Annotated in this window: 24 protein-coding genes; 20 read left to right on the forward strand and 4 right to left on the reverse strand. The window is 65.1% G+C overall.

The features are described 5' to 3' along the window. Nucleotides 1-140: 140 nt before the first annotated feature. Nucleotides 141-1,616: a hypothetical protein gene (locus WDA27_05155; protein ID MFA5890322.1), complete on the reverse strand. Its 1,476-nt coding sequence runs from the start codon at nt 1,614-1,616 to the stop codon at nt 141-143. 235 nt (nt 1,617-1,851) lie between these two features. Here WDA27_05155 and dnaK point away from each other — a divergent pair, with 235 nt between their 5' ends. The 5 genes from dnaK to clpB are packed head-to-tail and all read left to right on the forward strand — an operon-like array spanning nt 1,852 to nt 8,102. Further along, on the forward strand, nt 1,852-3,705 hold the full coding sequence (gene dnaK / locus WDA27_05160; GenBank protein MFA5890323.1) for a molecular chaperone DnaK: 1,854 nt from the start codon (nt 1,852-1,854) through the stop codon (nt 3,703-3,705). A gap of 4 nt (nt 3,706-3,709) precedes the next feature. Then, entirely contained in the window at nt 3,710-4,252 is a 543-nt protein-coding gene (gene grpE, locus WDA27_05165) for a nucleotide exchange factor GrpE (GenBank protein ID MFA5890324.1), read from the forward strand. Beyond that, nucleotides 4,249-5,130, forward strand: a complete 882-nt coding sequence (locus WDA27_05170; protein MFA5890325.1) for a J domain-containing protein — start codon at nt 4,249-4,251, stop codon at nt 5,128-5,130. The genes grpE and WDA27_05170 overlap by 4 nt, the downstream gene beginning before the upstream one ends. Before the next feature lie 9 nt (nt 5,131-5,139). Continuing rightward, a complete protein-coding gene (locus WDA27_05175) occupies nt 5,140-5,517 on the forward strand; it encodes a MerR family transcriptional regulator (protein MFA5890326.1) in 378 nt (125 codons plus the stop codon). Further along, nucleotides 5,514-8,102 (forward strand): ATP-dependent chaperone ClpB, encoded by a 2,589-nt coding sequence (gene clpB / locus WDA27_05180; protein ID MFA5890327.1) that lies wholly within the window; start codon nt 5,514-5,516, stop codon nt 8,100-8,102. Before WDA27_05175 ends, clpB begins: the two co-directional genes overlap by 4 nt. A gap of 10 nt (nt 8,103-8,112) precedes the next feature. On the opposite strand, the gene WDA27_05185 is transcribed toward clpB, so the two are convergent. Together WDA27_05185 and WDA27_05190 are read right to left on the reverse strand one after the other, a co-directional pair. Continuing rightward, a complete protein-coding gene (locus WDA27_05185; GenBank protein ID MFA5890328.1) occupies nt 8,113-8,490 on the reverse strand; it encodes a helix-turn-helix transcriptional regulator in 378 nt (125 codons plus the stop codon). Between the two features lie 114 nt (nt 8,491-8,604). Then, a complete protein-coding gene (locus WDA27_05190; protein ID MFA5890329.1) occupies nt 8,605-9,165 on the reverse strand; it encodes a secondary thiamine-phosphate synthase enzyme YjbQ in 561 nt (186 codons plus the stop codon). A 123-nt stretch (nt 9,166-9,288) separates the two neighbouring features. Between WDA27_05190 and WDA27_05195 the strand changes: the two genes are divergently transcribed. The 14 genes from WDA27_05195 to WDA27_05260 all read left to right on the forward strand — a co-directional run bounded on the left by WDA27_05195 (nt 9,289) and on the right by WDA27_05260 (nt 22,150). Next, nucleotides 9,289-10,095 carry an inositol monophosphatase family protein gene (locus WDA27_05195; GenBank protein ID MFA5890330.1) on the forward strand — a complete coding sequence of 269 codons (807 nt, stop codon included), beginning with the start codon at nt 9,289-9,291 and terminating at the stop codon, nt 10,093-10,095. A 32-nt stretch (nt 10,096-10,127) separates the two neighbouring features. Next, nucleotides 10,128-10,550, forward strand: coding sequence for a PaaI family thioesterase (locus WDA27_05200; GenBank protein ID MFA5890331.1), 423 nt, complete (start codon nt 10,128-10,130; stop codon nt 10,548-10,550). A 36-nt stretch (nt 10,551-10,586) separates the two neighbouring features. Continuing rightward, a complete protein-coding gene (locus WDA27_05205; GenBank protein MFA5890332.1) occupies nt 10,587-11,471 on the forward strand; it encodes a fructose-bisphosphate aldolase in 885 nt (294 codons plus the stop codon). 49 nt (nt 11,472-11,520) lie between these two features. Further along, entirely contained in the window at nt 11,521-11,724 is a 204-nt protein-coding gene (locus tag WDA27_05210) for a dodecin family protein (protein MFA5890333.1), read from the forward strand. Nucleotides 11,725-11,889: 165 nt separating this feature from the next. Beyond that, complete coding sequence (locus WDA27_05215) at nt 11,890-13,182, forward strand: adenylosuccinate synthase (GenBank protein ID MFA5890334.1); 1,293 nt, start codon at nt 11,890-11,892, stop codon at nt 13,180-13,182. Continuing rightward, entirely contained in the window at nt 13,179-14,465 is a 1,287-nt protein-coding gene (gene purD, locus WDA27_05220) for a phosphoribosylamine--glycine ligase (protein ID MFA5890335.1), read from the forward strand. Before WDA27_05215 ends, purD begins: the two co-directional genes overlap by 4 nt. Beyond that, a complete protein-coding gene (purE, locus tag WDA27_05225) occupies nt 14,462-14,926 on the forward strand; it encodes a 5-(carboxyamino)imidazole ribonucleotide mutase (protein MFA5890336.1) in 465 nt (154 codons plus the stop codon). Before purD ends, purE begins: the two co-directional genes overlap by 4 nt. Then, entirely contained in the window at nt 14,923-16,239 is a 1,317-nt protein-coding gene (purB, locus tag WDA27_05230; GenBank protein MFA5890337.1) for an adenylosuccinate lyase, read from the forward strand. Before purE ends, purB begins: the two co-directional genes overlap by 4 nt. After that, nucleotides 16,236-17,120, forward strand: a complete 885-nt coding sequence (locus tag WDA27_05235; protein MFA5890338.1) for a phosphoribosylaminoimidazolesuccinocarboxamide synthase — start codon at nt 16,236-16,238, stop codon at nt 17,118-17,120. Before purB ends, WDA27_05235 begins: the two co-directional genes overlap by 4 nt. Next, nucleotides 17,117-17,368: a phosphoribosylformylglycinamidine synthase subunit PurS gene (gene purS, locus WDA27_05240; GenBank protein ID MFA5890339.1), complete on the forward strand. Its 252-nt coding sequence runs from the start codon at nt 17,117-17,119 to the stop codon at nt 17,366-17,368. Before WDA27_05235 ends, purS begins: the two co-directional genes overlap by 4 nt. Beyond that, the gene (locus WDA27_05245; protein MFA5890340.1) at nt 17,365-18,090 is read left to right on the forward strand and encodes a hypothetical protein; all 726 of its coding nucleotides are present in this window, start codon (nt 17,365-17,367) and stop codon (nt 18,088-18,090) included. The genes purS and WDA27_05245 overlap by 4 nt, the downstream gene beginning before the upstream one ends. A 19-nt stretch (nt 18,091-18,109) precedes the next feature. Then, complete coding sequence (gene purQ / locus WDA27_05250) at nt 18,110-18,811, forward strand: phosphoribosylformylglycinamidine synthase subunit PurQ (protein ID MFA5890341.1); 702 nt, start codon at nt 18,110-18,112, stop codon at nt 18,809-18,811. After that, entirely contained in the window at nt 18,808-20,991 is a 2,184-nt protein-coding gene (purL, locus tag WDA27_05255) for a phosphoribosylformylglycinamidine synthase subunit PurL (protein ID MFA5890342.1), read from the forward strand. Before purQ ends, purL begins: the two co-directional genes overlap by 4 nt. A gap of 7 nt (nt 20,992-20,998) precedes the next feature. Continuing rightward, nucleotides 20,999-22,150, forward strand: a complete 1,152-nt coding sequence (locus WDA27_05260; GenBank protein ID MFA5890343.1) for a thioredoxin domain-containing protein — start codon at nt 20,999-21,001, stop codon at nt 22,148-22,150. Between the two features lie 61 nt (nt 22,151-22,211). Here WDA27_05260 and WDA27_05265 read toward each other — a convergent pair whose 3' ends face one another. After that, nucleotides 22,212-22,808 (reverse strand): FkbM family methyltransferase, encoded by a 597-nt coding sequence (locus WDA27_05265; GenBank protein MFA5890344.1) that lies wholly within the window; start codon nt 22,806-22,808, stop codon nt 22,212-22,214. Nucleotides 22,809-23,321: 513 nt separating this feature from the next. Between WDA27_05265 and WDA27_05270 the strand changes: the two genes are divergently transcribed. Then, complete coding sequence (locus WDA27_05270) at nt 23,322-25,070, forward strand: GspE/PulE family protein (GenBank protein ID MFA5890345.1); 1,749 nt, start codon at nt 23,322-23,324, stop codon at nt 25,068-25,070.

Below are 25,070 nucleotides of genomic sequence, written 5' to 3' on the forward strand. Positions count from 1 at the left end.
CAGCGTCTGGAGCCCTGCCGGGCGGACCCGTGCCCGGTCACGACCACGCCTCCAGCCGACGCTGCTCTCGAGGTCGCCCGGGGAGAAGCGGCGCGCGCCGGCCTGCAGGCGGGTGCCCTCGTGGACGCTCCCGTGCTGCGCTAACGCCCGTAGTAGCCCCTTCCGGGGCCGACGCATTCCCAGACGAAGAAGGCTATCCCGACGCAGGCCTCGGCCGAGGCGCCGTATTGCGGGTCCGACTCGGTCCCGGCTCCGGCCCCGGCAACCAGGGCGTCTACCCAGACGCCGGCAGACCAGTCATCAGGGTTGTCTGCGTCGGTCGATGCGGAGGAGTAGGTCAGCCCCGGATCCCGCACGCCCGCCCCCGGGCGGAGGCGTACGGTCATGTCCCCGAATCCCCACCAGTGAACGCCGGCCTGAAGGTAGTAGGTCTCGCCCGGTGTCGGGATGAATCCGTCCCCGGTTCCGGGCTCGTCTCGACCGCACGCCACCAGCGAGAGGTTGTCCAGCGCGCTTCCCTGGTACACGGCAAGCGCGGGCCAGAAGTCCTGTGATCTCACGCTGGCCAGAAGCGGGGTTGCGTCCTTCGCTGTGTAGCGGTACCAGACGCTCGCCCAGAGATATTCCCCGCAGCCGTCCGGCTCGTCTTCTTGCAGCGTGGTCGTCCAAGTGGAGGCATCAATGTCGGCGGGGATCGCGTCGATCTCGATGGCGTCCGCGAAGTCGTCGTTGGTTGGGACCGCGACTTCTTCCAGGAGCAGATCGGTTGTGGAGAACCCTTCCCACGGCGACCGGACTTGGACGTAGTAGGTGGTGCCCGTATCTGCGCGGAACGCCCCTCTGGTTCGGGAAGGGTAGTCGCACGTTACCGGCGTGAGCTCGGGGAGTGAATCCCCGGCGTAGATCGCGACAATCGGGCTCTCATCCTCCTCGTAGGCGAACTTCACGCCGACGCTCTCGGACGGAACGAAGCGGAACCAGACGCTGCTGTCCTCCTCCGACATGTCGCATTCCGTCGGTTCGCCGTCCTCGAGTGTGGTGTTCGAGAGGTCGATCGACGTCTCGAAGGGGAGGGAGTCGATCTCGATTGCCGACGCGAAGTCGTCGTTTGCCGCCGCGGGCGAGGCGGTCAGAGACAAGCTCAGTGCGCCGGTCTCCCCTTGGTACCCGCCGATCTGCAGAAACAGTGTCTCGCCGGGGCGCGCGACCACTCGGAGTCGGGACTGCCGGCTGCCGACGTCGGTGGCGTCGTCGTTGCAGGCGACCTCGGTGAGATCCTCAAGCGAGGATCCGGTATAGGCGGCGAGGACGGTGTCGAACTTGCTGCCGAAGGTCGAGGCGTCGATTCGGAGGGTCTCGACGGGAGCGTAGGCGTACCACACGGTCGTCCCGGTCGCGGTCGAGCACGACGTTTGCGGCTCCCCAGTTTCGGTGGTGGCGTCGGCGTTCGACGTCACGTCGGAGAAGGGCGTCTCGGTGACGACGAAGGCGGTCGCGAAGTCGTCGTTGGACGACGCGGCGTGCGATGGGATTCCAGAAAGCGTGAGTGCCAAGGTGATGGCGATGCCGAAAACTGCCTTTCGACGCCGCCCGAGCGCCGCGCTCCGAAATCTCACAACAATCCCCCTTACCCGTGTTGCCCGTGAACCCGCCGCTGATTGTCGGCAAGGCTCATTTCGTTGTCCGGAGGGCGCTTTCCTTTGGGCCCGCTCACAATGGCAGAAATAGGGACATCAAGGGCGGCGTCGGCGCAACTTGATAAGGGCGCGCGCAAGTTTAGTTGACAGGACCAGGCGCAGGTTCATAGAGTCCACCTTGACAGTGCCAGACTCAAGAAAGGACACGCCGAACATGGCTAAGGCCGTTGGAATCGATCTGGGGACCACCAACTCGGTCGTCAGCGTGTTGGAGGCCGGCGAGCCGGCGGTTATCGCGAACGCCGAGGGCACGCGCACCACGCCAAGCGTGGTCGCGTTCGCAAAGAGCGGTGGCGAGATTCTGGTCGGCGAGGTCGCCAAGCGCCAGGCGATCACCAACCCCGACCGGACCGTGCGCTCGATCAAGCGAGACATGGGCCGCGACTGGTCCCTCGACGTGGACGGGAAGAAGTGGGTCCCGCAAGAGATCAGCGCGCAGATCCTGCTCAAGCTCAAGCGCGACGCGGAGGCCTACCTGGGCGACAAGGTGACCGCGGCGGTCATCACGGTCCCGGCCTACTTCGACGACTCGCAGCGCCAGGCGACCAAGGAAGCTGGCGAGATCGCCGGACTCGAAGTCTTGCGCATCATCAACGAGCCGACCGCGGCGGCACTCGCGTACGGCCTGGACAAGAAGGGCAAGGAGCAGACCGTCCTGGTCTTCGACCTGGGCGGCGGGACCTTCGACGTCTCGCTGCTCGAGATCGGCGACGGCGTGTTCGAGGTCAAGTCCACCCACGGCGACACGTTGCTCGGCGGTGACGACTGGGACCAGCGCGTGATCGACTGGATGGTCACGCAGTTCAAGAACAAGCACGGCGTCGACCTGGCCGCCGACCGCATGGCGACGCAGCGTCTGAAGGAAGCCGCCGAGAAGGCGAAGATCGAGTTGTCCCAAACGATGGAGACGACCATCAATCTGGCCTTCATCACCGCCACCGCCGAGGGCCCGCTGCACCTCGAGGAGAAGCTCTCCCGCACCGAGTTCGAGCGCTTGACGGCGGACCTGGTGGACCGCTGCCGGATTCCGTTCGAACTTGCGGTCAAGGATGCCGGCATTCCGATTGCCGACGTTGATCACGTGATCCTCGTCGGCGGTTCCACGCGGATGCCGATGATCCAGGAACTCGTGCGCAAGCTCACCGGCGGCAAGGAGCCGCACAAGGGCGTCAACCCCGACGAGGTCGTTGCCATCGGCGCGGCGATTCAAGCCGGAGTTCTGCGCGGCGAGGTCAAGGACGTGCTGCTGCTGGACGTGACGCCGTTGACGCTCGGCATCGAGACGATGGGCGGCATCTTCACGCGCCTGATCGAGCGGAACACGACCATCCCCACGCGCAAGAGCGAGATCTTCTCGACGGCATCCGACAGCCAGACGTCGGTCGAGGTTCACGTTCTGCAGGGCGAGGGCGAGATGGCGACCTCGCACGCCGTGCTTTCGCTCGGCAAGTTCCAGTTGATGGGCATCCCGCCGGCGCCGCGCGGCATCCCGCAGATCGAAGTCACCTTCGACATCGATGCCAACGGCATCGTGCAGGTGTCGGCAAAAGACCTCGCGACCGGTAAGCAGCAGGCGATGACGATCACCGGCGGCACCGCGCTTCCTCGCGACGAAGTGGACCGGATGGTCAAGGAAGCCGAGCAGTTCGCGGCCGAGGACCACGCGCGCCGCGAAGAGGCCGAGGCTCGCAACCTTGCCGACAACCTCGTGTACACGACGGAGAAGCTCATCGCGGAGAACACCGACAAGATCCCGGCCGCCGACCGCGAAGAGGTCCAGGCAAAGGTGGCCTCCGTCAAGACCGCTCTCGCGGGGTCCGACGTTGCGGCGATCAAGTCGGCGAGTGAGGAGCTGTCGACGTCGGCGCAGAAGATCGGTCAAGCCATGTACGCGCAGCAAGCGCAGGAGGCTCAGGCCGGCGCGGCGCCGGATCAAGGCGCGTCGGGCGACGACGACGTCGTCGAGGCCGAGATCGTCGACGAGGATGAGCGCGCCGGGGAGGCGTAATCGGATGCCCGAAGAAGTGAGTGGAGACGGGAACGGGTTCGTGCACGATGCGAATGCCGAAGAGGTCGTTGCGGCCGAAATCGTCGAGGAGGACGAACTCACTGCCGCGCGCCGTGAGGCGGCCTCGCACCTCGACGATCTGCGGCGGCTCAAGGCCGAGTTCGAGAACTACCGCAAGCGCATTTTGAAGGACCAGAGCGCCATCTTGGAGTTCGCCGGGCAGGCACTCGTCGAGAAGCTGTTGCCCGTGCTCGACGCGTTCGAACTGGCCCTGATGCACGCCGACCAGACCCGCGACTACGAGAAACTCGTCCACGGTGTCGAGTTGGTGTTTGGGGAGTTGTTCGAGGTGCTGAAGAAGGAAGGCTTGCAGCGCATGAATGCGCAAGGTGAGTCATTTGATCCCGAACATCACGAGGCGGTCATGCAGGCCGACGACGACGGGGAAGGTGAACCGTTCGTCGCGGAGGTCTTCCGGCCGGGCTATGAGTTGAAGGGGAAGGTGATTCGCCCCGCGATGGTGAAGGTGGGCAAGAGGAAGCCGTGAACGGTTCACGCGCTTGGTTTCAGAAGGACTTCTACAAGGTGCTCGGCGTCGCAGAGAAGGCGACGACCGAGGAGATCAAGCGCGCGTACAAGAACTTGGCACGCAAGTTCCATCCCGATCGCAATCCCGGAGACAAGGCCTCTGAGGAGCGGATGAAGGAGATCTCCGAGGCCTACGATGTTCTGGCCGACGAGAAGACCCGTGCGGAGTACGACCAGGTCCGGCATCTGGCTCACTCCGGGTATGCGGGGGGAGCACCCGGTTCGGGCTGGGAGAACACCATCCGCTACCAGGACATCCCGTTCGACATGGGAGACATCTTCGGGGAGTTCTTCGGCGGGCGCGCGCGCGCCCGCCGCGGCGCCGACCTCGAGACGGCCTTGCGTGTTTCGTTCGAGGACGCGGTTCACGGCAGCACCGTCGCCGTACGAACAGAGACCGGTGAGGTCAAGGTTCGCATCCCGGCCGGAATCGCCGACGGCGCGCGCATTCGCGTGCGCGGGCGAGGCAGGACGGCGGAGGGGGGTGCGGGGGATCTGTACGTCATCGTTCGCGTGAACCCGCATTCGGTGTTCGCGCGTCGCGGTGATGACCTTGTCGTGGAGGTTACGGTTTCGTTCCCCGAAGCCGCTCTCGGCGCGAAGGTAACGGTGCCGACGCTTAACGGAGCGCCGGTGACGGTGAAGATCCCCGCCGGAACGCAGCCGGGAAAGACATTCCGCGTCCGCGGGAAGGGTGTTCCGCGAACCGGCGGCGGCCATGGGGATTTGTTGGCAACTATCCGCCTTGCCGTCCCCGACGAACTTACACGCGAACAGCGCGAGTTGATTGAGCAACTCGCACGGATCACCCAGGCACCGGAGCGTCCGAAGGCCTAGGAGGACACCATGGAGCGAGAAAGGATTCCGACTCCCAAGACCGCGCGGCGGGTCACCGACGACCGCGCGCGGTATCTGATCTCGGTCGCCGCGGAACGTGCCGGCGTTCATCCACAAACGCTGCGGATGTGGGACCGCAAGGGACTGCTGTGTCCGCAGCGCACCGAGGGTCGCGCGCGCCGCTACTCCGAGCGCGACATCGAACACATCCGGATGATCCAAGAAATGACGCAGGTGCGCGGCATGAACCTTGCCGGCGTCGAGATGGTGCTACGTCTGACGCGCGAGATCGAAGACATGCAGGAGCGTCTCGAAGCGGCGCGCCCTCAGGTGACTACGTCGCTGGTGCCGCTGCGCGACATCCCGCGGGTGCTCGGAGACCTCTGATGGACTTCGAGCGGCTGACGCTGAAATCGCAGCAGGCCGTCGTTTCCGCGCAGCAACTCGCAGCGGCGCGCGGCCGGCAGTCCATCGAACCCGAGCACTTGCTCCACGCGTTGCTCGCCGACGCCGAGGGTGTGGTTTTCCCCGTGGTGCAGAAGGCGGGTGCGTCGCCGCGCGCGCTGCGCGATCGCGTCGAGTCTTTGATCGACCGCCTGCCGCGGGTGAGCATTGGTGGGCAACCGCCGTCGCCAAGCGCCTCGCCCGCGTTTGTGCGCGTGATCGAGCGCGCGCAAGAGGAGGCGCGCGCGCTCACAGATGAGTACGTCTCCACCGAGCACCTGCTGCTCGCGTTGACGGAAGTGCCGGGACCGGTTGCGACGCTGCTGAAGGAGAACGGCCTCACGCGCGATTCGGTCTTGCGCGTGCTGGCTGAGGTTCGCGGGTCGCAACGCGTCACGTCGCAGACGCCCGAGGGGACGTTCCAAGCGTTGGAGAAATACGCGCGCGATCTCACCGACCTTGCGCGCCGTGGCAAACTCGATCCGGTAATCGGCCGTGACGACGAAGTGCGGCGCGTGATTCAAGTGCTTTCGCGACGCACCAAGAACAACCCCGTGTTGATCGGCGAACCCGGCGTCGGAAAGACCGCGATCGTGGAGGGACTCGCCCAGCGCATCGTTGCGGGCGACGTGCCGGAAGGCTTGAAGAACAAGCGCGTCGTCGCGCTCGACCTCGGCGCGCTCATCGCCGGCGCGAAGTTCCGCGGTGAGTTCGAAGAACGGCTGAAGGCCGTGTTGAAGGAGATCGCCGATTCCGAGGGCGAGATCGTCACCTTCCTCGACGAGATGCACACGATCGTCGGCGCCGGGGCGGCCGAAGGGGCGATGGACGCCGGCAACATGATCAAGCCCTTGCTCGCGCGCGGCGAACTGCGTTTGGTCGGCGCGACGACGCTGGACGAGTACCGCAAGCACGTCGAGAAGGACGCGGCGCTTGAGCGCCGTTTCCAACCGGTCGTCGTCGGTGAGCCGAGCGTCGAGGACACCATCGCAATCCTTCGCGGGCTGAAGGAGCGCTACGAAGTCCACCACGGCGTCCGCATCACCGACGCAGCGCTGGTTTCCGCCGCGATGCTCTCGAGTCGATATGTCACGGGTCGGTTCCTGCCCGACAAGGCGATCGACCTGATGGACGAATCGGCGAGTCGCCTACGCATCGAGATGGACTCCATGCCGACGGAACTCGACGAAGTGGAGCGCGACATCAAGCGTCTGGAAATCGAACGCGCCGCGCTGCGCAAGGAGACTGACCCCGCGTCCGTCGATCGCCTGCAGCGACTCGAAGCAGATCTCGCAGGACTTCAGGAGCGCTCCGCGGGCATGAAGGCGCACTGGCTGCAAGAGAAGGACGCGGTTGGGCGGATTCGTGATCTCAAGACCAAGATCGAGGATGCCAAGACACAGGCTGAACTCGCCGAGCGTTCGGGTGACCTAGAGCGCGCCGCGCAACTGCGCTACGGCGACCTTCCGTCTCTCGGCAAAGAGATGGAAGCAGCCTCAGCGGCTCTGGCGGATCTGCAATCGACCCAGCGTTACTTGAAGGAAGAAGTGGACGAGGAAGACGTCGCCGAAGTCGTCGCCAAGTGGACCGGGATTCCCTTGTCGAAACTGATGGAAGGCGAGATCGCGAAACTTGTTCACATGGAGGAGAACCTGCACGAGCGGGTGGTCGGGCAAGACGAGGCAATAGCGGCCGTGTCGAACGCGATCCGGCGCGCGCGCTCGGGCTTGTCGGACCCGAACCGTCCCATCGGCTCGTTCATCTTCCTCGGACCCACCGGCGTCGGGAAGACCGAGTTGGCGCGCGCGCTGGCCGAGTTCCTGTTCGACGACGAGCGCGCGCTCGTTCGCATCGACATGAGCGAGTACCAAGAGCGACACACCGTGTCCCGGTTGATCGGAGCCCCCCCCGGATACGTAGGGTACGAAGAGGGCGGCCAACTGACCGAAGCGGTACGGCGGCGCCCGTACTCGGTTCTGCTCCTGGACGAGATCGAGAAGGCTCACAGCGATGTCTTCAACGTCCTGCTTCAGCTTCTGGACGAAGGCCGTCTGACCGACGGTCAAGGCCGCACGGTGGACTTCCGCAACACCATCGTGATCATGACCTCCAACCTAGGAAGCGCGGCGATCATGGACCTCACGGCGAGCGAGGAAGAGATCCGCGACTCGGTCATGGCCGATCTACGCGCGTCCTTCCGTCCGGAGTTCGTCAATCGCGTGGACGACACGCTGATCTTCCACCGCCTGACTCAGAACGACCTGCGTGCGATCGTGGACATACAGGCGCGCGCACTGCAGCGTCGGTTGTCCGAACGCGGCATCACGCTGACGCTCACGGACAAGGCGCGCGAGTATCTAGCTGAGCGCGGATTCGATCCCGCGTACGGCGCGCGCCCGCTCAAGCGCCTGATGCAGAAGGAAATCCAAGACGCGCTCGCCCTGCGGCTACTCCAAGGCGAGTTCGCCGTCGGCGACACAGTCACCGCCGACGCCTCCGACGGGGGTCTGGCCTTCCGCAAGTCCTGACGCGCGCGCTTCAGTCGAGGTCGCGGAGTTGGTCCCACAAAGATCGCGCCGGGTGCTTTTCCCATCCCGTGCGGACGACCTCTTGTGGATCCGGCGGCTCAATGAAGTAGGAAACCGGGCGTCGGGTTTGCACTGCGATGCGCAGGAGTTCGGGAACCGTGAGCGAGCGGTGACCGCGTTCGAGTCGGCTGATCTGCGTGACCGTGAGCCCGATCGCGGCAGCGAGATCTTTCTGGCGCAGGCCGGCATGGACTCGCGCGGTCTTCACGCGTCGGGCGACGAAGAGATCCACTTCCTCGGTGAACTCGATCAGGGGCGGACGCCGGGGACGCGCCCCGAGTCGTTCCCAGAACGCGTCGTCGTATTTGGTGGCTTCGACGATGGACATGTGTCCTCCGGCACTCGCGCTCAGCGCAAACCATTTGCGCCCAGCGCGAGTACTCGGAAGGGTAGGGGCAGGGTGGGACAGAAACGGCCGGGTCTGCGAGCGAACCGGCGGCGGTTAGCCGCGGCCGAGCAGGGTGACTTGGCAGGTGCGCGGGCGCGCGTGATCCAACTCGACGAAGAAGATCCGCTGCCAGCGGCCAAGGGCCAGCATGCCGTCGCGGATCGGCAGCATGACCGAGGGCGATGACAAGAACGCCGAGCGGATGTGCGCGTAGCCGTTGGGCTGTTCGTAGTCCGCATCGTGAGGCGCTGCGTCGTGGTCGTAGTGGGCGTCTTCGGGGGCGAGCCTCTCGAGCGCGCGCGCGAAGTCGCGAATGAATCCCGGCTCGGCCTCGTTCACGATCACGGCGCACGTTGTGTGCGGCGAGGAGATCAGCGCGAGACCGGCTTCGATGTCCGCTTCGGCGACGATGACGGCGACCTGGTCGGTGATGTCGATGAGTTGGGAGGTCGCGGCGGTGAAGATGGCGATGTCGGCGGAGGCGGTGCGCGTCTCGCCGGTGGTGGTACCGAACGCCGCGACGAGGGACGCTCCCTCACTGCGCTGCATCTCTTTGATGGCTTCCCTCCTGGTGCCGCCTGCGGGACCTCCAACGGTACCCGGCCTGCCGATCATCGCCAACGTCCAATAGGACAGTCGATCAGGCTACCGGACCGGAGGCATGTCCGCAGCGAGGATGTGTTATTGGGACAAAACGGTCGTCTGCGATACTTCCGGCGACCGACAGGGAAGGGATCCGTGAGCGATCGATCGACCGAACCGTCGCACGCCGATGAACTGCTGCAGTTGGGCTGCACATTGGCGCGCGCCGCCGGCGTACTGCTGCTGCAGCGCTTCGCCGCTCCAGGTACCGGCGTGCAGACCAAGTCCACCGCGACCGACATGGTGTCCGACGCCGATCGGGCCGCCGAGGCGCTGATTCTTGAAGGGATCCGCGCCGCGCGCCCGCGCGACGCGATCTTGGGAGAGGAGTCGGGAGAAGCGGCGGGAAATAGCGGGTTTCGTTGGGTCGTGGACCCGCTCGACGGAACGACCAACTTTCTTTACGGCATCGGCCAGTGGGCCGTGAGCATCGCGTGCGAGGACGCCACGGGCCCGCTTATCGGGGTGGTGTACGACCCAGTTAGGGATGAGCTGTTCGCCGCGGCGCGCGACGGCGGCGCCACCAAGAACGGCAACCCGATCGCGGTCAGCGCCAAGACCGATCTGTCGAGCGCCCTCATCGCGACGGGGTTCTCCTACCGCCCGGCGGAGCGCGCGGCCTCGGCGGCACTGCTGCCGGCGGTCTTGCCGGCGGTTCGCGATATCCGGCGCGCGGGCGCGGCGGCCTTGGACCTTGCGTGGGTCGCCTGCGGCCGCCTCGACGGCTACTACGAGTCGCCTATCGAGTGGTGGGATATCGCGGCGGGGGTGCTCCTTGTCCGTGAAGCGGGTGGAAGGACGGCGCAGGACTTGGTCGACGGGGGTGGGGTCGGGGTCGTCGCCACGGCTCCGGAGATCTTTGAGCCGCTGCGCGCGCTGGTGGCTTCCGCACGTGGGCTTTGAGCGTGACCCGGCGCACCCCTTAGGATGCGCGCGTGGAACAGACCCAGCACGACTTATCCAAGGCCCAAGTCTTCATGGACAAACTTGGGCTCGTCATCGAAGAAGCGACCCTGGAGCGGGTTTCTGCGACCATGCCGGTTGAAGGGAACACGCAGCCTGACGGATTCCTTCACGGTGGTGCGACGATGTCGCTGATCGAATCGGTTGCGTCCCTCGCCGGCGCGCTGCACGCAGGCTGGCCCGCCAAGGTCGTGATGGGGCAGCTCCAGACCTGTAACTTCCTTTCCACTGCGACCGAAGGCCACGTGCGCGGGACTGCGACCCCGGTACACATAGGGCGCTCGTCACACGTCTGGGACGTGCAGGTCGTCGCGGTCGAGACCGGCAAGAAGGTTGCGGCGGGGCGGGTGACGCTCGCGGTGCGCGAGCGCAGGTTGGACTCTCGACAAGACTAGACTTGGCAGGACGCATGAGACCTGGAGGTGGCACGCATGACCTGGCTTGACGAGATGGGGCTCGCGCCCGGCAAGAAGGCGCGGCTGCACCGGATCTTCTACGGAGCGGGTTCCGGCAACGGCATCGGGGTCTTTCTCCCGGTGGACCAGGGCCTCGAGCACGGCCCGCGGGACTTCATCCCTAACCCTGAAGCGGGCGACACGCGCTACTTGTTCAAGCTGGCGAAGGAAGGGAACTTCAACGCGCTGGTGTTGCAGGTCGGCCAGGTTTCGAAGTTTGCATGGGAGTTCGCGGGCGAGGTTCCGCTCATCATCAAGATCAACGGCAAGACCGAGATTCCCTCGGATGCCGAGGCTTTCAGCCCGGTGACCTGCACCGTGGAGGAAGCGGTTCGCCTGGGGGCGGACGCGATCGGGTACACGCTGTACGTCGGATCGCCACGTCAGGACGAGGATTTCATTCAGTTCCGCGAGGTGCGCGAGGAGTGCGAGCGCCTGGGCATCCCGTTGATCTGCTGGAGCTATCCCCGCGGGACTGCCGTCGACGAGAAGGGCGGCCGCGACTCGCTGTACCAGATCAGCTATGCGGCTCGCGTCGCTGCCGAACTTGGGGCCGACGTCGCCAAGATCAACTTCCCGAAGTCGGGGCCGAGCAAGAACTCGCCGAAGCCCTACGACACGCTCGACCTCTCCGGCGCAGAAGCCGCGCGCCACGCGATCTCCTTTGCTCCGCGGACCCCGATCCTTATCTCGGGCGGCTCAAAGGAGGGCGACGATGCGATCATCGACAAGGCGCGCCTGAGCTTTGAGGCCGGCGCAAAGGGTCTGATCTTCGGACGCAACATGTTCCAGCGTCCGTTCGCCGAGGCGGTTGCCCTGTGCGAGCGGCTGCACGATCTGGCGGCGAAGTTCGGCTCGTAGCGGCCCACGTAGTTTACAATCCTGCTTCTGTCCGTTTCGGGGGTGTGCAATGTCGGTTATCAAGACGATCGATCTCGTAGGCGTGTCGACGGAGTCCTGGCGGGACGCGGCGCAGGCTGCGCTGGCGGAGGCGACCAAGACGCTGCGCGGCATCGAGGGGATGGAGGTCGTAGAGACTTCCGCGGTCGTCGAAGATGATCGCATCAAGGAGTATCAGACCCACGTCCGGATCCGGTTCCGCATTAACCGCTAGGGGGCCGGCGCCTGACTGCCGGCCGCGCGGATTGGTATACTCAGCGGCGTTCTGTCGCGCTGCATGAGTTGTCGCGCTGCATGAGATTGTGACGTTTCTTCCGTCCGGCCCCGTCGCCTGGGCCGCCGCGCCCAGGCTCCAGCCCCTTACCCGAGTGAGTTCCTGATGTCCTCGACCATTCTCGTCGGTACACAATGGGGTGACGAAGGCAAAGGCAGGGCGATCGACCTTCTGGCCGCCGGATGCGATGTCGTCATCCGCTGCCAAGGCGGCGCCAATGCCGGCCATACCGTCATCGCAGGCAACACCAAGCTCAAGCTTCGCTTGATCCCTTCGAGCATCCTGCACCCGGCCGTGCGGCCGATGATCGGTGACGGCGTCGTCGTCGATCCCGAAGTGCTCCTGGAGGAAATCGAGGCTCTGGCTGCGCAGGGGATCTCCTGTGACCGGCTGCTGGTCAGCGGAAACGCGCACCTGATCATGCCCTACCACCGGGTGTTCGATCGGGTGATCGAACGACACTTGGGCCGCAGTCAGCTCGGCACGACCCGCAAGGGCATCGGTCCCGCGTACGCCGACAAGGCCGCGCGCATCGGGCTTCGGGTCCAGGACCTGCTGGACATGAAGATCTTCGCGCAGAAGCTCGCGGTGAATCTCAAAGAGAAGAACGCGGTCCTGGCGAAGGTCTACAACCAATTGCCGCTGGACCCCAAGAAGATCATTGCCGAGTACGAGGACTACGCCGCAAGGCTTGCTCCGTACATCGGCGATACCGGACTCGAGGTCTGGCGTGCGATGCGCGCGGGCGGGGACGTGCTGTTCGAAGGGGCCCAGGGGACGCTGCTGGACATCGACCACGGTACGTATCCGTTCGTGACGTCCTCTCAGCCGACGGCGGCCGGTGTGTGCGCAGGGGCGGGGATCGGTCCTTGCGACGTGGATCGCGTCGTCGGTATCACCAAGGCCTACTGCACCCGGGTCGGGACGGGACCGTTTCCGACGGAGGACCTCGGTCCCGACGGGGACCGCATGGGCGTAATCGGAGTCGAGTTTGGGACCGTCACCGGGCGCAAGCGCCGGTGTGGATGGCTCGATGGCGTGGTGCTGCGCTACGCGACGAGGCTGAATTCGCTGACCGACATCTTCCTCACGAAGTTCGACGTCTTGTCGGGGTTCGAGCGCGTGAAGATCGCGACTGCGTATCGCCACGAGGGCGAAACTTATGAGGAGTTTCCGCCGCACCAGTCGATCTTTCACAAGTGTGAGCCGGTCTACGAAGAACTCGAGGGTTGGTCCGAGGACATCTCGGGCGTTCGCGAGTTCACTCAACTGCCGGCCGCGGCGCAGCGGTACGTCCGCAGGGTCGAGGAGATCGCCGGGGTGCCGGTGAACTGGATCTCGGTCGGACCCGAACGAGACCAACTGGTCCACATGCAGCGCCAGACCGCGCCCGCATGATGCGCGTTCTCGTGGTCGGCGGCGGCGGGCGCGAGCACGCGCTTGCCTGGAAGCTCTCGTGCGACCCGGGGGTAGACAAGATCTTCGCGGCGCCGGGGAACGCCGGGATCGCGCAGATCGCGGAGTGCATACCGGCGGACGTTGCCGACGTTGCCGACGTTGCGCGCGTGGCCGAAAGTTGCGGCGCCGAGCTTGTGGTTATCGGACCGGAAGTGCCGTTGGTGGCCGGACTGACCGACGACCTTCAGGCGCGCGGCTACGCGGTGTTCGGGCCGACGGCGGCCGCCGCGCGCATCGAGGGCTCGAAGGCGTGGATGAAGCAGATCTGCGCGGCTTCCGGGGCTCCGACCGCGCGCGCGGAGGCGTTCACCGACGCGGCTGCCGCCGTCGCGTTCCTCGACGAACTCTCTCCTCCCTACGTTGTGAAGGCCGACGGTCTCGCGGCCGGCAAGGGAGTTGTCATCGCGCAGGATCGTGCGCATGCGGTCTCTGCCGTCCGGGATTGCCTGGTGGGCCGAGCCTTTGGTGAAGCCGGGGACACCGTCGTGATTGAGGAGTTCCTCGAAGGCGAGGAGTTGTCGCTGTTTTGCCTGACCGACGGCACCACGGTGTTGCCGCTCGCCGGAGCGCAGGACTTCAAGCGCGCCTTCGACGGTGACCTGGGTCCGAACACCGGCGGGATGGGTGCGTACTCTCCGGTTCCGCACATGGGCGACGACATCGTCGAGCGCGCGGTGCACGAGATCTTCGTTCCGGTTGTTCGTCAGATGGCGGCCGAGGGCGCGCGCTTCCGCGGGTTGCTCTACGGCGGGCTGATGGTCGGACCGCAAGGCCCCAAGGCGCTTGAGTTCAACTGCCGTTTCGGGGATCCCGAGACGCAGGTCGTCCTGCCTCGTATGCGCGGGGACTTTGCCGAGATTCTGCTGGCGTGCGCTGAGGGGAATCTCGCGGGTCAAACGTTGGAGTGGACGCCCGAGGCGTGCGTGACCGTCGTGCTGGCGTCCGGCGGGTATCCGGGCGACTACCGAATAGGCGTGCCGATTCGCGGACTGGAGGCTGCTTCGGCGGTGCCCGGCGTCATGGTGTTCCACGCGGGAACCGCTGAGCGCGACGGCGAGATCGTCACCGCCGGCGGCCGAGTTCTGAACGTCACCGCGCTGGGCAAGGACATCGCCGAGGCGCGCGCGCGCGCCTACGCGGCCGCAGCGCTGATCGAGTTCGAAGGCAAGCAGCTCCGCGGTGACATCGCGTCGCGCGCGGCGAGCATGGAGGGGTCGGCGTGAGCGCCAAAGTCGGCATTGTGTTTGGCAGCCCGTCCGATCAGGACAAGATGGCCAAGGCCGGGGCCGTCCTGGAGCGGTTCGGTGTCGAGTTCGAGATGGAGGCCATGAGCGCGCACCGCAACTTGGCGCGCGTACAGGAGTTCGTCGGAGGCGCCGAAGCCCGCGGGATACAAGTGTTCATCGCGGGCGCGGGTATGGCCGCGCATTTGCCGGGAGTCGTCGCGGCCATGACGCCGCTTCCCGTTATCGGCGTTCCGCTGTCGGGAGGTTTGGCCGACGGCCTCGACGCGCTGCTGGCGATCGTGCAGATGCCGGCAGGGGTTCCCGTCGCGACGGTCGCGGTGAACGGCTCGGCGAACGCAGCGGTCCTGGCGGTGCAGATCCTTGCGACGGGGGATCCTGCACTTCGAGAGAAGCTTCGTGAATACAAGGCGCAATTGGCGGAGGGGCTAAGGCTGTGATTCCTCGTTACACGCTTCCGGAAATGGGAGCAGTCTGGGAAGAGCGCTCGAAGTATCGTCGCTGGACTCAGATCGAGTTGCTGGCGGTGGAGGCTTGGTCTCAACTCGGGGTTGTGCCGCGGGAGGACGTTCAGACGATTCGTGATCGGGTGCAGCCGGTCGACCCGGCGCGCGTCGACGAAATCGAAGAGCGCACGCAGCATGACGTGATTGCGTTTCTGACGGCGCTCGGCGAGCCGATCGGCCCCGCGTCGCGGTGGATTCACTACGGAATGACGTCGTCGGACCTGCTCGACACGGCACTCGCGCTGCAGCTGCGCGAGGCCGCCGACTTGCTGATCGCCAAGACGCGCTCTCTGCTCGGGATCTTGAAGGAGCGCTCGCTGGAGTTCCGCGACACGATCTGTGTCGGGCGTTCCCACGGCGTGCACGCGGAACCGACAACGTTCGGGCTGAAGATTGCCGTATGGGCTTTCGAAGTGCGCAGGGATCTGGAGCGACTTGAACGTGCGCGCGCGGCGGTGTCGGTCGGCAAGCTCTCCGGACCGGTAGGCACCTACGCAAGCATCGACCCCTTCGTCGAAGAGTATGTCTGTCGCGAGTTGGGACTGAGTGCGGCGGAGGCAGCTACGCAGGTTGTGCAGCGCGACGCTCACGCGGAGTTCGTCGCCGCGTGTGCCGTGACCGCCGGGACGCTCGAGAAGATCGCGGTTGAGATCCGGCATCTGCAGCGCACCGAGGTGCGCGAGGCTGAGGAGCCGTTCGGCGCCGGGCAAAAAGGCTCCAGCGCGATGCCGCACAAGCGCAACCCGATTCTGTGCGAGCGCATCACCGGACTGGCGCGCGTGGTGCGCGCGGCGGTCGGACCTGCAGTCGAGAACATCGCGCTGTGGCACGAGCGCGACATCTCTCATTCCTCGGTCGAGCGCGTGATCTTGCCGGACGTCACGATCGGCCTGGACTACATGTTGCATCTGACCATCAAGGTCGTCTCGGGGATGCGCGTTTTCCCCGACCGCATGCGCGCGAACTTGGAGTCCACCGGCGGACTGGTCTACTCGGCCGCCGTATTGCTTGCTCTGGTCGAGGCGGGCCTTACCCGTGAAGACGCGTACGCGAGCGTTCAGCGCGCGGCGATGAAGACCTGGGAAGAGGGGACTCCGTTCCGCGAGACTCTGCTGGAGGAGGACGCGGTTTCCCGGAAGGTCGACGGAGGGCTTCTCGACCGGATCATGGACCCGCAGAAGTACTTAGTTCACGCGCACACTGTGTTCAAGCGCGTCGAGGCAATCGACGCCGGGGAGGATCGATGACGTTCGCGGGGTTGGATCTGATCAAGCAGGGCAAGGTGCGGGACCTATATCGCACCGACGATGGGATTCTGATGGTCGCGTCAGATCGCATCAGCGCCTACGACGTGGTGCTGCCCACCCCGATCCCGGACAAGGGCAAGGTGTTGACCGGACTCAGCATCTTCTGGTTCGACCTCTTGTCTGACGTCGTGGACAATCACCTGCTGTCGACCGACGTGGGCGACTTTCCGCCCGAGGCCAAGGAGCATGCCGAGGCCTTGCGGGGTCGCACGATGCTGGTGCGCCCGGCGGAGGTCGTGCAGATCGAGTGTGTGGCGCGCGGATATTTGAGCGGATCCGGGTGGAAGGAATACAAGGCTTCGGGAACGGTGTGCGGGATCTCGTTGCCGTCCGGCCTGCGGGAGTCCGACCGTCTGCCCGATCCGATCTTCACGCCGGCGACAAAGGCCGACACGGGCCACGACGAGAACATCACCTTTGATCAGGCGTGTGAAATCGCGGGGCGAGCGACGATGGAGCGGTTGCGTGATTTGACTCTCGGTCTGTACACGCAGGCCGCTGCCTACGCGCTCGAGCGAGGGATCATCATTGCCGACACGAAGTTCGAGTTCGGAGTCATTGACGGCGAGATCGTCTTGGTCGACGAGGCCTTGACGCCGGATTCGAGCCGGTTCTGGCCGGCGTCTGAGTACGTTCCCGGCGGCGCGACACCGAGCTTCGACAAGCAGTACGTGCGCGATTGGCTCGACGCCTCCGGGTGGGACCACACGCCTCCGGGTCCGGATCTTCCTTCGGATGTCATCACGAACACCCGGGCGAAGTACGTCGAGGCGTATGAGCGCCTAACTGGGGAATCATTTGCGGAATGGACGGACCGATGAAGCTGTGCGTAGCGATCGACGTGATGCTGAAGGACGGCATCCTTGACCCTCAGGGCAAGACGGTCGAGGAGCATCTTCCCTCCCTCGGCTTTACCGGCGTTGCAGCGGTTCGGATCGGAAAGCACATCGAGTTGGAGATCGAAGCGGATTCGCGCGAGCAGGCGGCCGTTCAGGTCGAGGAGATGGTGCGCAAGCTTCTGTCCAACCCCGTGATCGAGGACTTCAGATACCGGTTCGAACCCGAATGAGCGATAAGCCGCGCACGGGGAGCGTTCGGCTGATGGACGCGATGCCCCGGCCTCTGTTGGTTGTTTTCCTCGCATTCTCCGTCGCAGCGCTCGCAGCGGTTGTCGTGCTGATGTTGCGCCCGGTCGCGGGGGGCGTCGCACTGCAGGATCGACGGCCACCGCCCCGGGGGGACTTCTCTCACGGGGTCGGGTCATTGGCTCCGGCCCCTGTTCCGTCCGTCGTCCCGACGCTGTCGCCCGCGTGTTCCGCGGTGTCGGGAACCAGGTTGGTTGCGGGCGGTGACGGAGTTCTCCGGCTGCGCTCGGCGTTGAAGGAGATATGCGGGTTCGCCGCGGGCGGGGTTGCGGTCGAGGTGACCGAGGCGATCGCGGGCCTCGACGGTGCCACTTTGCGCTTCGGGGGTTTCGACGTGACCGGGGCGGAGTCGACCGCGGACTTCACGACTCGCACGGTGTGGCTCAACATTAAGTTCGGTCTGCGCAGGACGCCGGTTGTTGAACTGGTTCCGGTCATCCTTCACGACGCGTGGCATCTGGCGCGCGCCTCCTCTGAGGTCACTGCCGAAGAGGAACTGGGCGCGCGCCGCGCGGAGGTCGAGGCGTGCCGCCAAGTGATCCCAATCTCGAAGTGGCCGCGCTGGTGCGAAGACGCGGACGATCTGACCCGTTTGCCGCGTGAAGACGCCCTGCGTTTGTTGGTCTCCGCCGGGTACGCCCGATGAGCGATATCCTTTGCGCGTCATGAAGGTCGGCGTCGTCCAATTTCCGGGTTCCAACGACGAGCGCGACGCCGTTTGGGCGGTGCGTCGCCTCGGCGGCGATGCTGAGTTGCTGTGGCACGGCGATTCGTCGTTGCGCGGCGTGGACGCGGTGCTTCTCCCCGGCGGGTTCTCGTACGGCGATTACTTGCGCTGCGGAGCCATCGCTCGTTTCGCGCCGGTGATGGCCTCGGTCGCCGAGTTCGCGCGCGCCGGCGGACCGGTTCTGGGGATCTGCAACGGCTTTCAGATCTTGTGTGAGTCAGGGTTGCTCCCCGGCGCGTTGACGCGAAACGAAGGCCTGAAGTTTCTTTGTCGCGCCCAGTCGGTGCGCGTGGAGCGCAACGCCGGTTTCGTCGACGCGGAACCCGGCGACGTGTTGGTCATCCCGATCAAGCACGGCGAGGGACGCTACGTCGCCGATCCGGAGACGTTGCGGCGCCTCGAGGACGGAGGGCAGATCGTCGTGCGTTATTGCGACGAGAACGGCGAGGTCGTTGCGAGCGCCAACCCGAACGGTTCCCTGGGCAACATCGCCGGCGTGTGTAACGAAGCCGGCAACGTCGTCGGCATGATGCCGCATCCCGAACACGCCGTGGACGCAGCGATCGGATACGGATGCGACGGTGGAGTCGCTGTGCTGCGCGGCTTGTTGCGCGCGCGCGCCGGGACGGAGACGCGATGAGCCTCGAACAAGCCCTGACTCTCGCGCTGACCGCCGACGAGTACGAGCAGATCATCGCGACACTCGGCCGTGAGCCGACGGCCGCCGAACTCGCGATGTACGCCGCGATGTGGTCCGAGCATTGCTCCTACAAGAGTTCGAAGATCTACCTGAAGACGCTGCCGACCGAAGGCCCCGCCGTCATCATGGGCCCGGGTGAGTCGGCCGGCATTATCGACATCGGCGACGGCCTCGTCGCGGTGTTCAAACTCGAGTCGCACAACCACCCGTCTTTCGTCGAGCCGGTTCAGGGCGCCGCGACCGGCGTCGGCGGGATCGTGCGCGACATCTTCGCGGCCGGCGCGCGCCCCGTGGCGATCCTGGATCCACTGCGTTTCGGCTCGCCCGACGAATGGCGCACGCGCTGGCTGATCGACGGCGTCGTTGCCGGGATCTCGCAGTACGGCAACTCGATCGGGATTCCCACGATCGGTGGCGAGGTGAAGTTCGACCCTTGCTATCAGGGGAACCCCCTCGTGAACGTGATGTGCATCGGCATCGGAACCATCGACACCGTGCAGCGCGCGCGCGCCGAGGGCGAGGGCAACGTGGCGCTGCTCATGGGGTCCAAGACCGGACGCGACGGGATCGGCGGTGTCAGCGTGCTTGCTTCCCGGCCGTTCGACGCCACGGCGGAGGCGAAGCGCCCGAGCGTGCAGGTTGGGGATCCGTTCACCGAGAAGGTGTCGATTGAAGCGTGTTTAGAACTCGGCGCGCGCGGGTTGCTCGTCGGGTTGCAGGATCTCGGCGGCGCTGGATTGTGCTGCGCTACGAGCGAAACGGCGTCGCGCGGAGAAGTCGGGCTGCACGTCGATCTCGATGCTGTGCCGCTTCGCGAGGCCGACATGGAGCCCTTCGAGATCCTCACGAGCGAATCTCAGGAGCGCATGCTCGCCATTGTGCGTCCCGAGGACGTTGAAGAAGCCGTCGCTGTTTGCACTAAGTGGGAAGTGCTCGCGACGCCGATCGGGACGGTCAAGGCCGGCGCCAACCTTACGGTGGTGTCGCATGGTGAGGTGGTCGCCGACGTGCCGGCGCGCTCTCTGGCCGACGACGGGCCGACCTATCACCGACCGATGGCGCGCCCGGAGTGGATCGACGAACTAAACGCGCGCGATCCGCTCTCCCTGCCTGCCCCGGCCGATCTAGGTCGCGCGCTGCTGGATCTGCTCGCAAGCCCGAACATCTGCTCGAAACGCTGGGTCTACGAACAGTACGACTCGATCGTGCAACACAACACTTTGGCCGGCCCCGGCGGTGACGCTGCGGTGATCCGGATCGAAGGGACATCGCGCGCGCTCGCGATTTCGACCGACGGGAACGGTCGCTACTGCCAACTTGATCCGCGCGTCGGCACGATGCTCGCAGTCGCCGAGTCGGCGCGCAACGTTGCGTGCTCCGGCGGACGGCCGGTTGCCGTCACCAACTGCTTGAATTTCGGCAACCCCGAGGACGCTCAGGTCATGTGGCAGTTCTCAGAGTCCGTCGCAGGCTTGGGCGAGGCCTGCCGCGCGCTCGGGACTCCGGTTACCGGAGGGAACGTCAGCTTCTACAACAAGACCGACGAAGTTCAGATCCACCCAACGCCGGTCATTGGGATGGTCGGGATCCTCGAGGACGTTTCGGATCGAGTCGGTGTCGCGTGGAACGAAGGCGACGCGATCGTTGTGCTGGGAGAGACGCGCGCGGACCTCGGCGGCTCGGAATGGACCTGGGCCGCGCACGACTTCCTTGGAGGGTTCCCTCCGTCGATTGATCTCGCGGCCGAGGGAAGGTTAGTGAATCTGCTTTGGGAGCTGGCCCGTCGGGGAATGGTTACCGCCGCCCACGACTGCTCCGAAGGCGGCCTCGGGGTCACGCTTGCCGAGTGCGCGGTTGCTGCCGGAGTCGGCGCGCGGCTCGAAGCCGAGACCGGGGACCTTGCTCCGCACGTCTGGCTGTTCTCCGAGACCGGCGCGCGCGCCGTCGTCGCGACGCGTGACCCCGATGAGGCGGTGCGCGCGGCCGAGGCTGCGGGAGTGCCGGCGCGCGTCCTTGGATCTGCCGGCGGAAACGTGCTGGACATCCCGGGCGTCCTGTCACTCGACGTCGCCGCACTGCGCGAGGCCTACGAGGGGACGTTCCCAGCCCTGATGCGCTGAGAGGGGCATGGCAACATCAGACGAGGACAACCACCAGGGGCCATTAGGCGTGAAGGAAATCCGCTTCCCGGGACATGCGGTCGGTCGGCTATACGTCGGCAGTAGGTTCGTTCCTGCCCAAGGTGTAGTCACGATTCCGGAGGACGATTCCGTCCGGCTCATTCTCTCCAGGCGTGCCAGGCCTGAAGATCTTCGGCTCTTGGGTCCGACCGACCTTCATGGGCTCACCGTGGACTCCCACAAGCAGGGCGATCGACTTCTCGAAGTGATCTCGGCGTTGCGGGGCCTGCGTTCCCTCGTAATGACCAACTGCGCCGTAAGCAGTCTGGGTTTGCGACACCTCGAGGGCCTTCCAGAGCTATCGCAGTTGAACCTCTTCAAGGCCAGGCTCGACGATCTGAGCTTGCCCTATCTGTCGCTGCTTACTTCGTTGCGACGGCTCTCGTTGGGGAACAACCGAGTGAGTGACGGCGGTCTGGAGAGCCTTGGTTCACTGCAACTTGTCGAGATGCTCGACTTGTCTGGGACTTCAGTCCTTGGCGACGGTCTTGTTCACCTGAGTTGCCTTCCGCGCCTGGCGGAATTGCATCTCTCGGGAACTCCTGTGGGGGATGATGCGCTGTGCGTGCTGGCAGGCTTCCCCGCTCTATCGACCCTCGTGGTTTCAAGTACAGGAATCACTGCGACCGGACTCCTTGGATTCAGACCTGCGGGGAGGGTTCAGGTTGTGGGGGTCAAGATGACATCCGAAGAAGCGGACGCATTGCGGGCAACTCGTCCCGAGCTTGTGCTCAACGGCATCAGCCGCGGCAGAGCGGGTGTCGATGTCGCACGCAAGGTCGGTTCCTCCAGCATGGTGGACATGGTGGATGCCGAAGACATCGAGGTCGACCGGGGCTCGCGGGCGCTTCTGCTGGACTTCTGGGCTCCATGGTGCAAACCGTGCACCGTTCAGGATCGAGCCCTGCACGAAGCGAGGGAGAGCCTCGGAGTAGACGTCCTCAGGGTGAATGTGGAGGAGTTCGGCGAAGTGGCGGGCCGCTTCCAGGTCAGCGCACTGCCCACCCTGATTCTCATCCATGGCGGTTCTGAACTCTTGCGTCTCGTAGGATCCCGCTCCGCTGCCGAGGTCACCGCCGAAGTCTCCCGATACCTCTGACGGCGGACCGCTTGAACCACCATGCGGGATGCTGCTTTGTTGCTCGTCGGGCGTGAAGCGTTCAGTCTCGCCGAAAGCGGAAGAGTAGGTTCTGAGGCGCCGACCCTGCATCGTCCAGTCGCGTGAGCCGGCCTCGCGTTCCGATTACCCACGGTTCGTACTCTCGTCCTGCGAGGTACTCGAAGAGGTCTTTTGCCGTCGTCGTTTGTGCCGAGCCCCAATAGACGTCGGTGACTTCGCAAACAATGGTGGGATGCCAGGCGTCGAGGATCTTCCCGGCGCCGGTGAGCACGTCGAATTCCCCCCCCTGCACGTCCAGCTTCAGGACGTCAACGCGCGTGACGCCATGCTGCTCCGCAAAGTCGTCGAGAGAGACGACCGACACCTCGAGGTCCTTCGTATTGGATGCCGGGTCAAGCAGGAGCGAACCCCAGCCCGACTCGCCCGGGACATCCACGGCGCGAAAAGTTGCCTTGCCCGTGCGGTTTCCGACTGCGGACGCCACGGATGTGAGATTGGAGAAGCCGTTCAATGCCGCGTTTTCTTCAAGGCGCCGGAGGTTCGACGGAACGGGTTCGAACGCGAACACGTGGCCGGTCGGGCCCACCACCTTGGCTGCGTGGATTGCGTAGTAGCCGACATGAGCGCCGATATCCATGAAGACGTTTCCCGGCCGAAGTTCTCGCAACAGCAACGACAGTTCACGACGCTCGTACAGCCCAAGGCCTCCAGGGTTTGCACGCGGTCGCCCAGATCGACGCGCATGCGAACTCCCGTCTTCAGGGCGAGGTCGATGGTTCCGGCTGCCGCCCTGAAGACGCGCGAAACTCCGCGTGCGGCCCCGGGCGGAGACATTCGCTCGAGTCCGGGTCTGAGCCGCAGCAAGAAGCGCTGGAGTGAGGTCATGTGTTCCACGTCGGCGAGGATCGTAACTCACAGCCTGCAGCGGCCTGCGGCGCCGCGCCCCGTACAGCGTGTCGGAGACACACGCCCTCTTTGGAGATCCGTCCGGAGCTCTTAGGTCGGTCGATCTTCGTTCCGATATGTGTGCAGACGGTGCACACATGTCGGAAAGGGACATGCGAAAGATCAATGACGGCCGAGAAACGCCGACTAAGTAAGCGAACGCTCGGAGACTCCGCGCGCGCGCGAGACTTGAAGAGGTAATCGGTTGGCCAGGAGAAGCAGCGCACAGGCGGTCGAGATCGAGCCGCGGCGAACGCGGCGTGCCTCGACCAAGGAGCAGACGGGGAACCGGCTGGGCGATCTTTTGGTGCGCAACAAGCTGGTGTCCCAGCGCCAGATCGCCGAGGCTTTGTTGCAGCAATCCTCGTCGGGCAAGCGGCTGGGTCAGCTCTTGGTGGATCTTGGCGCCTTGGACGAGCGCGATCTAGCTCGTGCGCTCTCCGAGCAGATGGGGGTGCCGCTGGCCGACCTGCGGACTCAAGCTCCCGAGCCGTCGGCTCTGGAGCGAGTTCCCGAAGCGGTCGCGCGCTCGACGACGTCGATTCCGATGCGCATCGTTGACGGCATTCTCGAGGTGGCGGTTGCCGACCCCTCGAACCGCGAGATTGCACACCAGCTTGCCGTGGCCGCAGGACTCGACGTCCTTTTGATGATTGCGCCGTCTGGCGATATCCGGCGGGCCATCGACAACTCTTATCGCGCGCTCGCTGATGTCGAGCAGTTCGTCGATCAGTTTCAGGCAAGCGATGTCGGCCGCCGTACCGAGACGTCGCTGCAAAAGGCGATCGTGCAGGATGCCCCGGTCGTTCAGATCGTCAACCTCGTCATCATCCAGGCCCTGCGTGATCGCTCGTCCGACATCCACATCGAGCCGCAAGACGGCCGGGTGCGAGTGCGTTTCCGTATCGACGGGGCGCTGCACGACATGCTGGAGTTGCCCGGAGACATGGCGCAGGCAATCGTCAGCCGCGTCAAGATCATGGCGAGCATGAACATCGTCGAGCGCCAGCGCGCGCAAGACGGACAGATCGCGATGGAGGTCGAGGGGCGACCGATCGACATTCGAGTCTCGACGACGCCGACTATCTGGGGCGAGAAGACCGTGCTGCGTCTGCTCGACAAGGGGAAGTCGCTGCTGTGCCTCGACGACCTTGGGATGCCGAAGTTCACCCACGATACGTACTCGAAGCTCATCCGCTCGCCGTTCGGCATGGTGCTGTGCGCGGGACCCACGGGGAGCGGTAAAACCACCACCTTGTACGCATCGGTCAACGAGATCAACCAGACCGAGCGCAACATCATGACGATTGAGGATCCGGTCGAGTACGTCTTCCCGTCGATCAACCAGATCCAGATCAAGGAAGCGGTCGGAGTCACGTTTGCCGGCGGGTTGCGGGCGATCTTGCGACAGGACCCCGACATTATCCTGGTCGGAGAGATCCGCGACGCCGAGACGGCGCGGATTGCGACGCAGGCTGCACTTACCGGACACTTCGTGCTGTCCTCGCTGCATGCCACCGACGCGGCGACTGCCTTGCACCGCTTCATGGACATGGGAATCGAGCCGTTCCTGGTGGCTTCGTCGGTTCTGGCCGTGCTCGGGCAGCGACTCGTTCGCCGCATCTGCCCATCGTGCAAGACCCGGTACGCGCCGGCGGCCGAAGAACTGGTGTTCTATGTCGAGGCCGGAGGGAATCCCAAGACCAAGTTCTGGCACGGTGCGGGGTGCAACTTCTGTGCTCAGACCGGCTACCAAGACCGTATCGGGGTCTACGAATTGCTACGCGTCACCGAGGCGATGAAGCAGATGATCCTCAAGGATGCCTCGCACGAGGAACTCCGCTCCCTGGCGCAAGACCAAGGAATGCGTACGCTACGGCAGGAAGCGTTGAGGCTGGTGGCCGAGGACACAACGACGATCTCGGAGGTTGTTCGGGCCATCTACGTCCTCTGA

This window comes from Actinomycetota bacterium (assembly GCA_041658565.1).
GTDB lineage: Bacteria > Actinomycetota > AC-67 > AC-67 > AC-67 > JBAZZY01.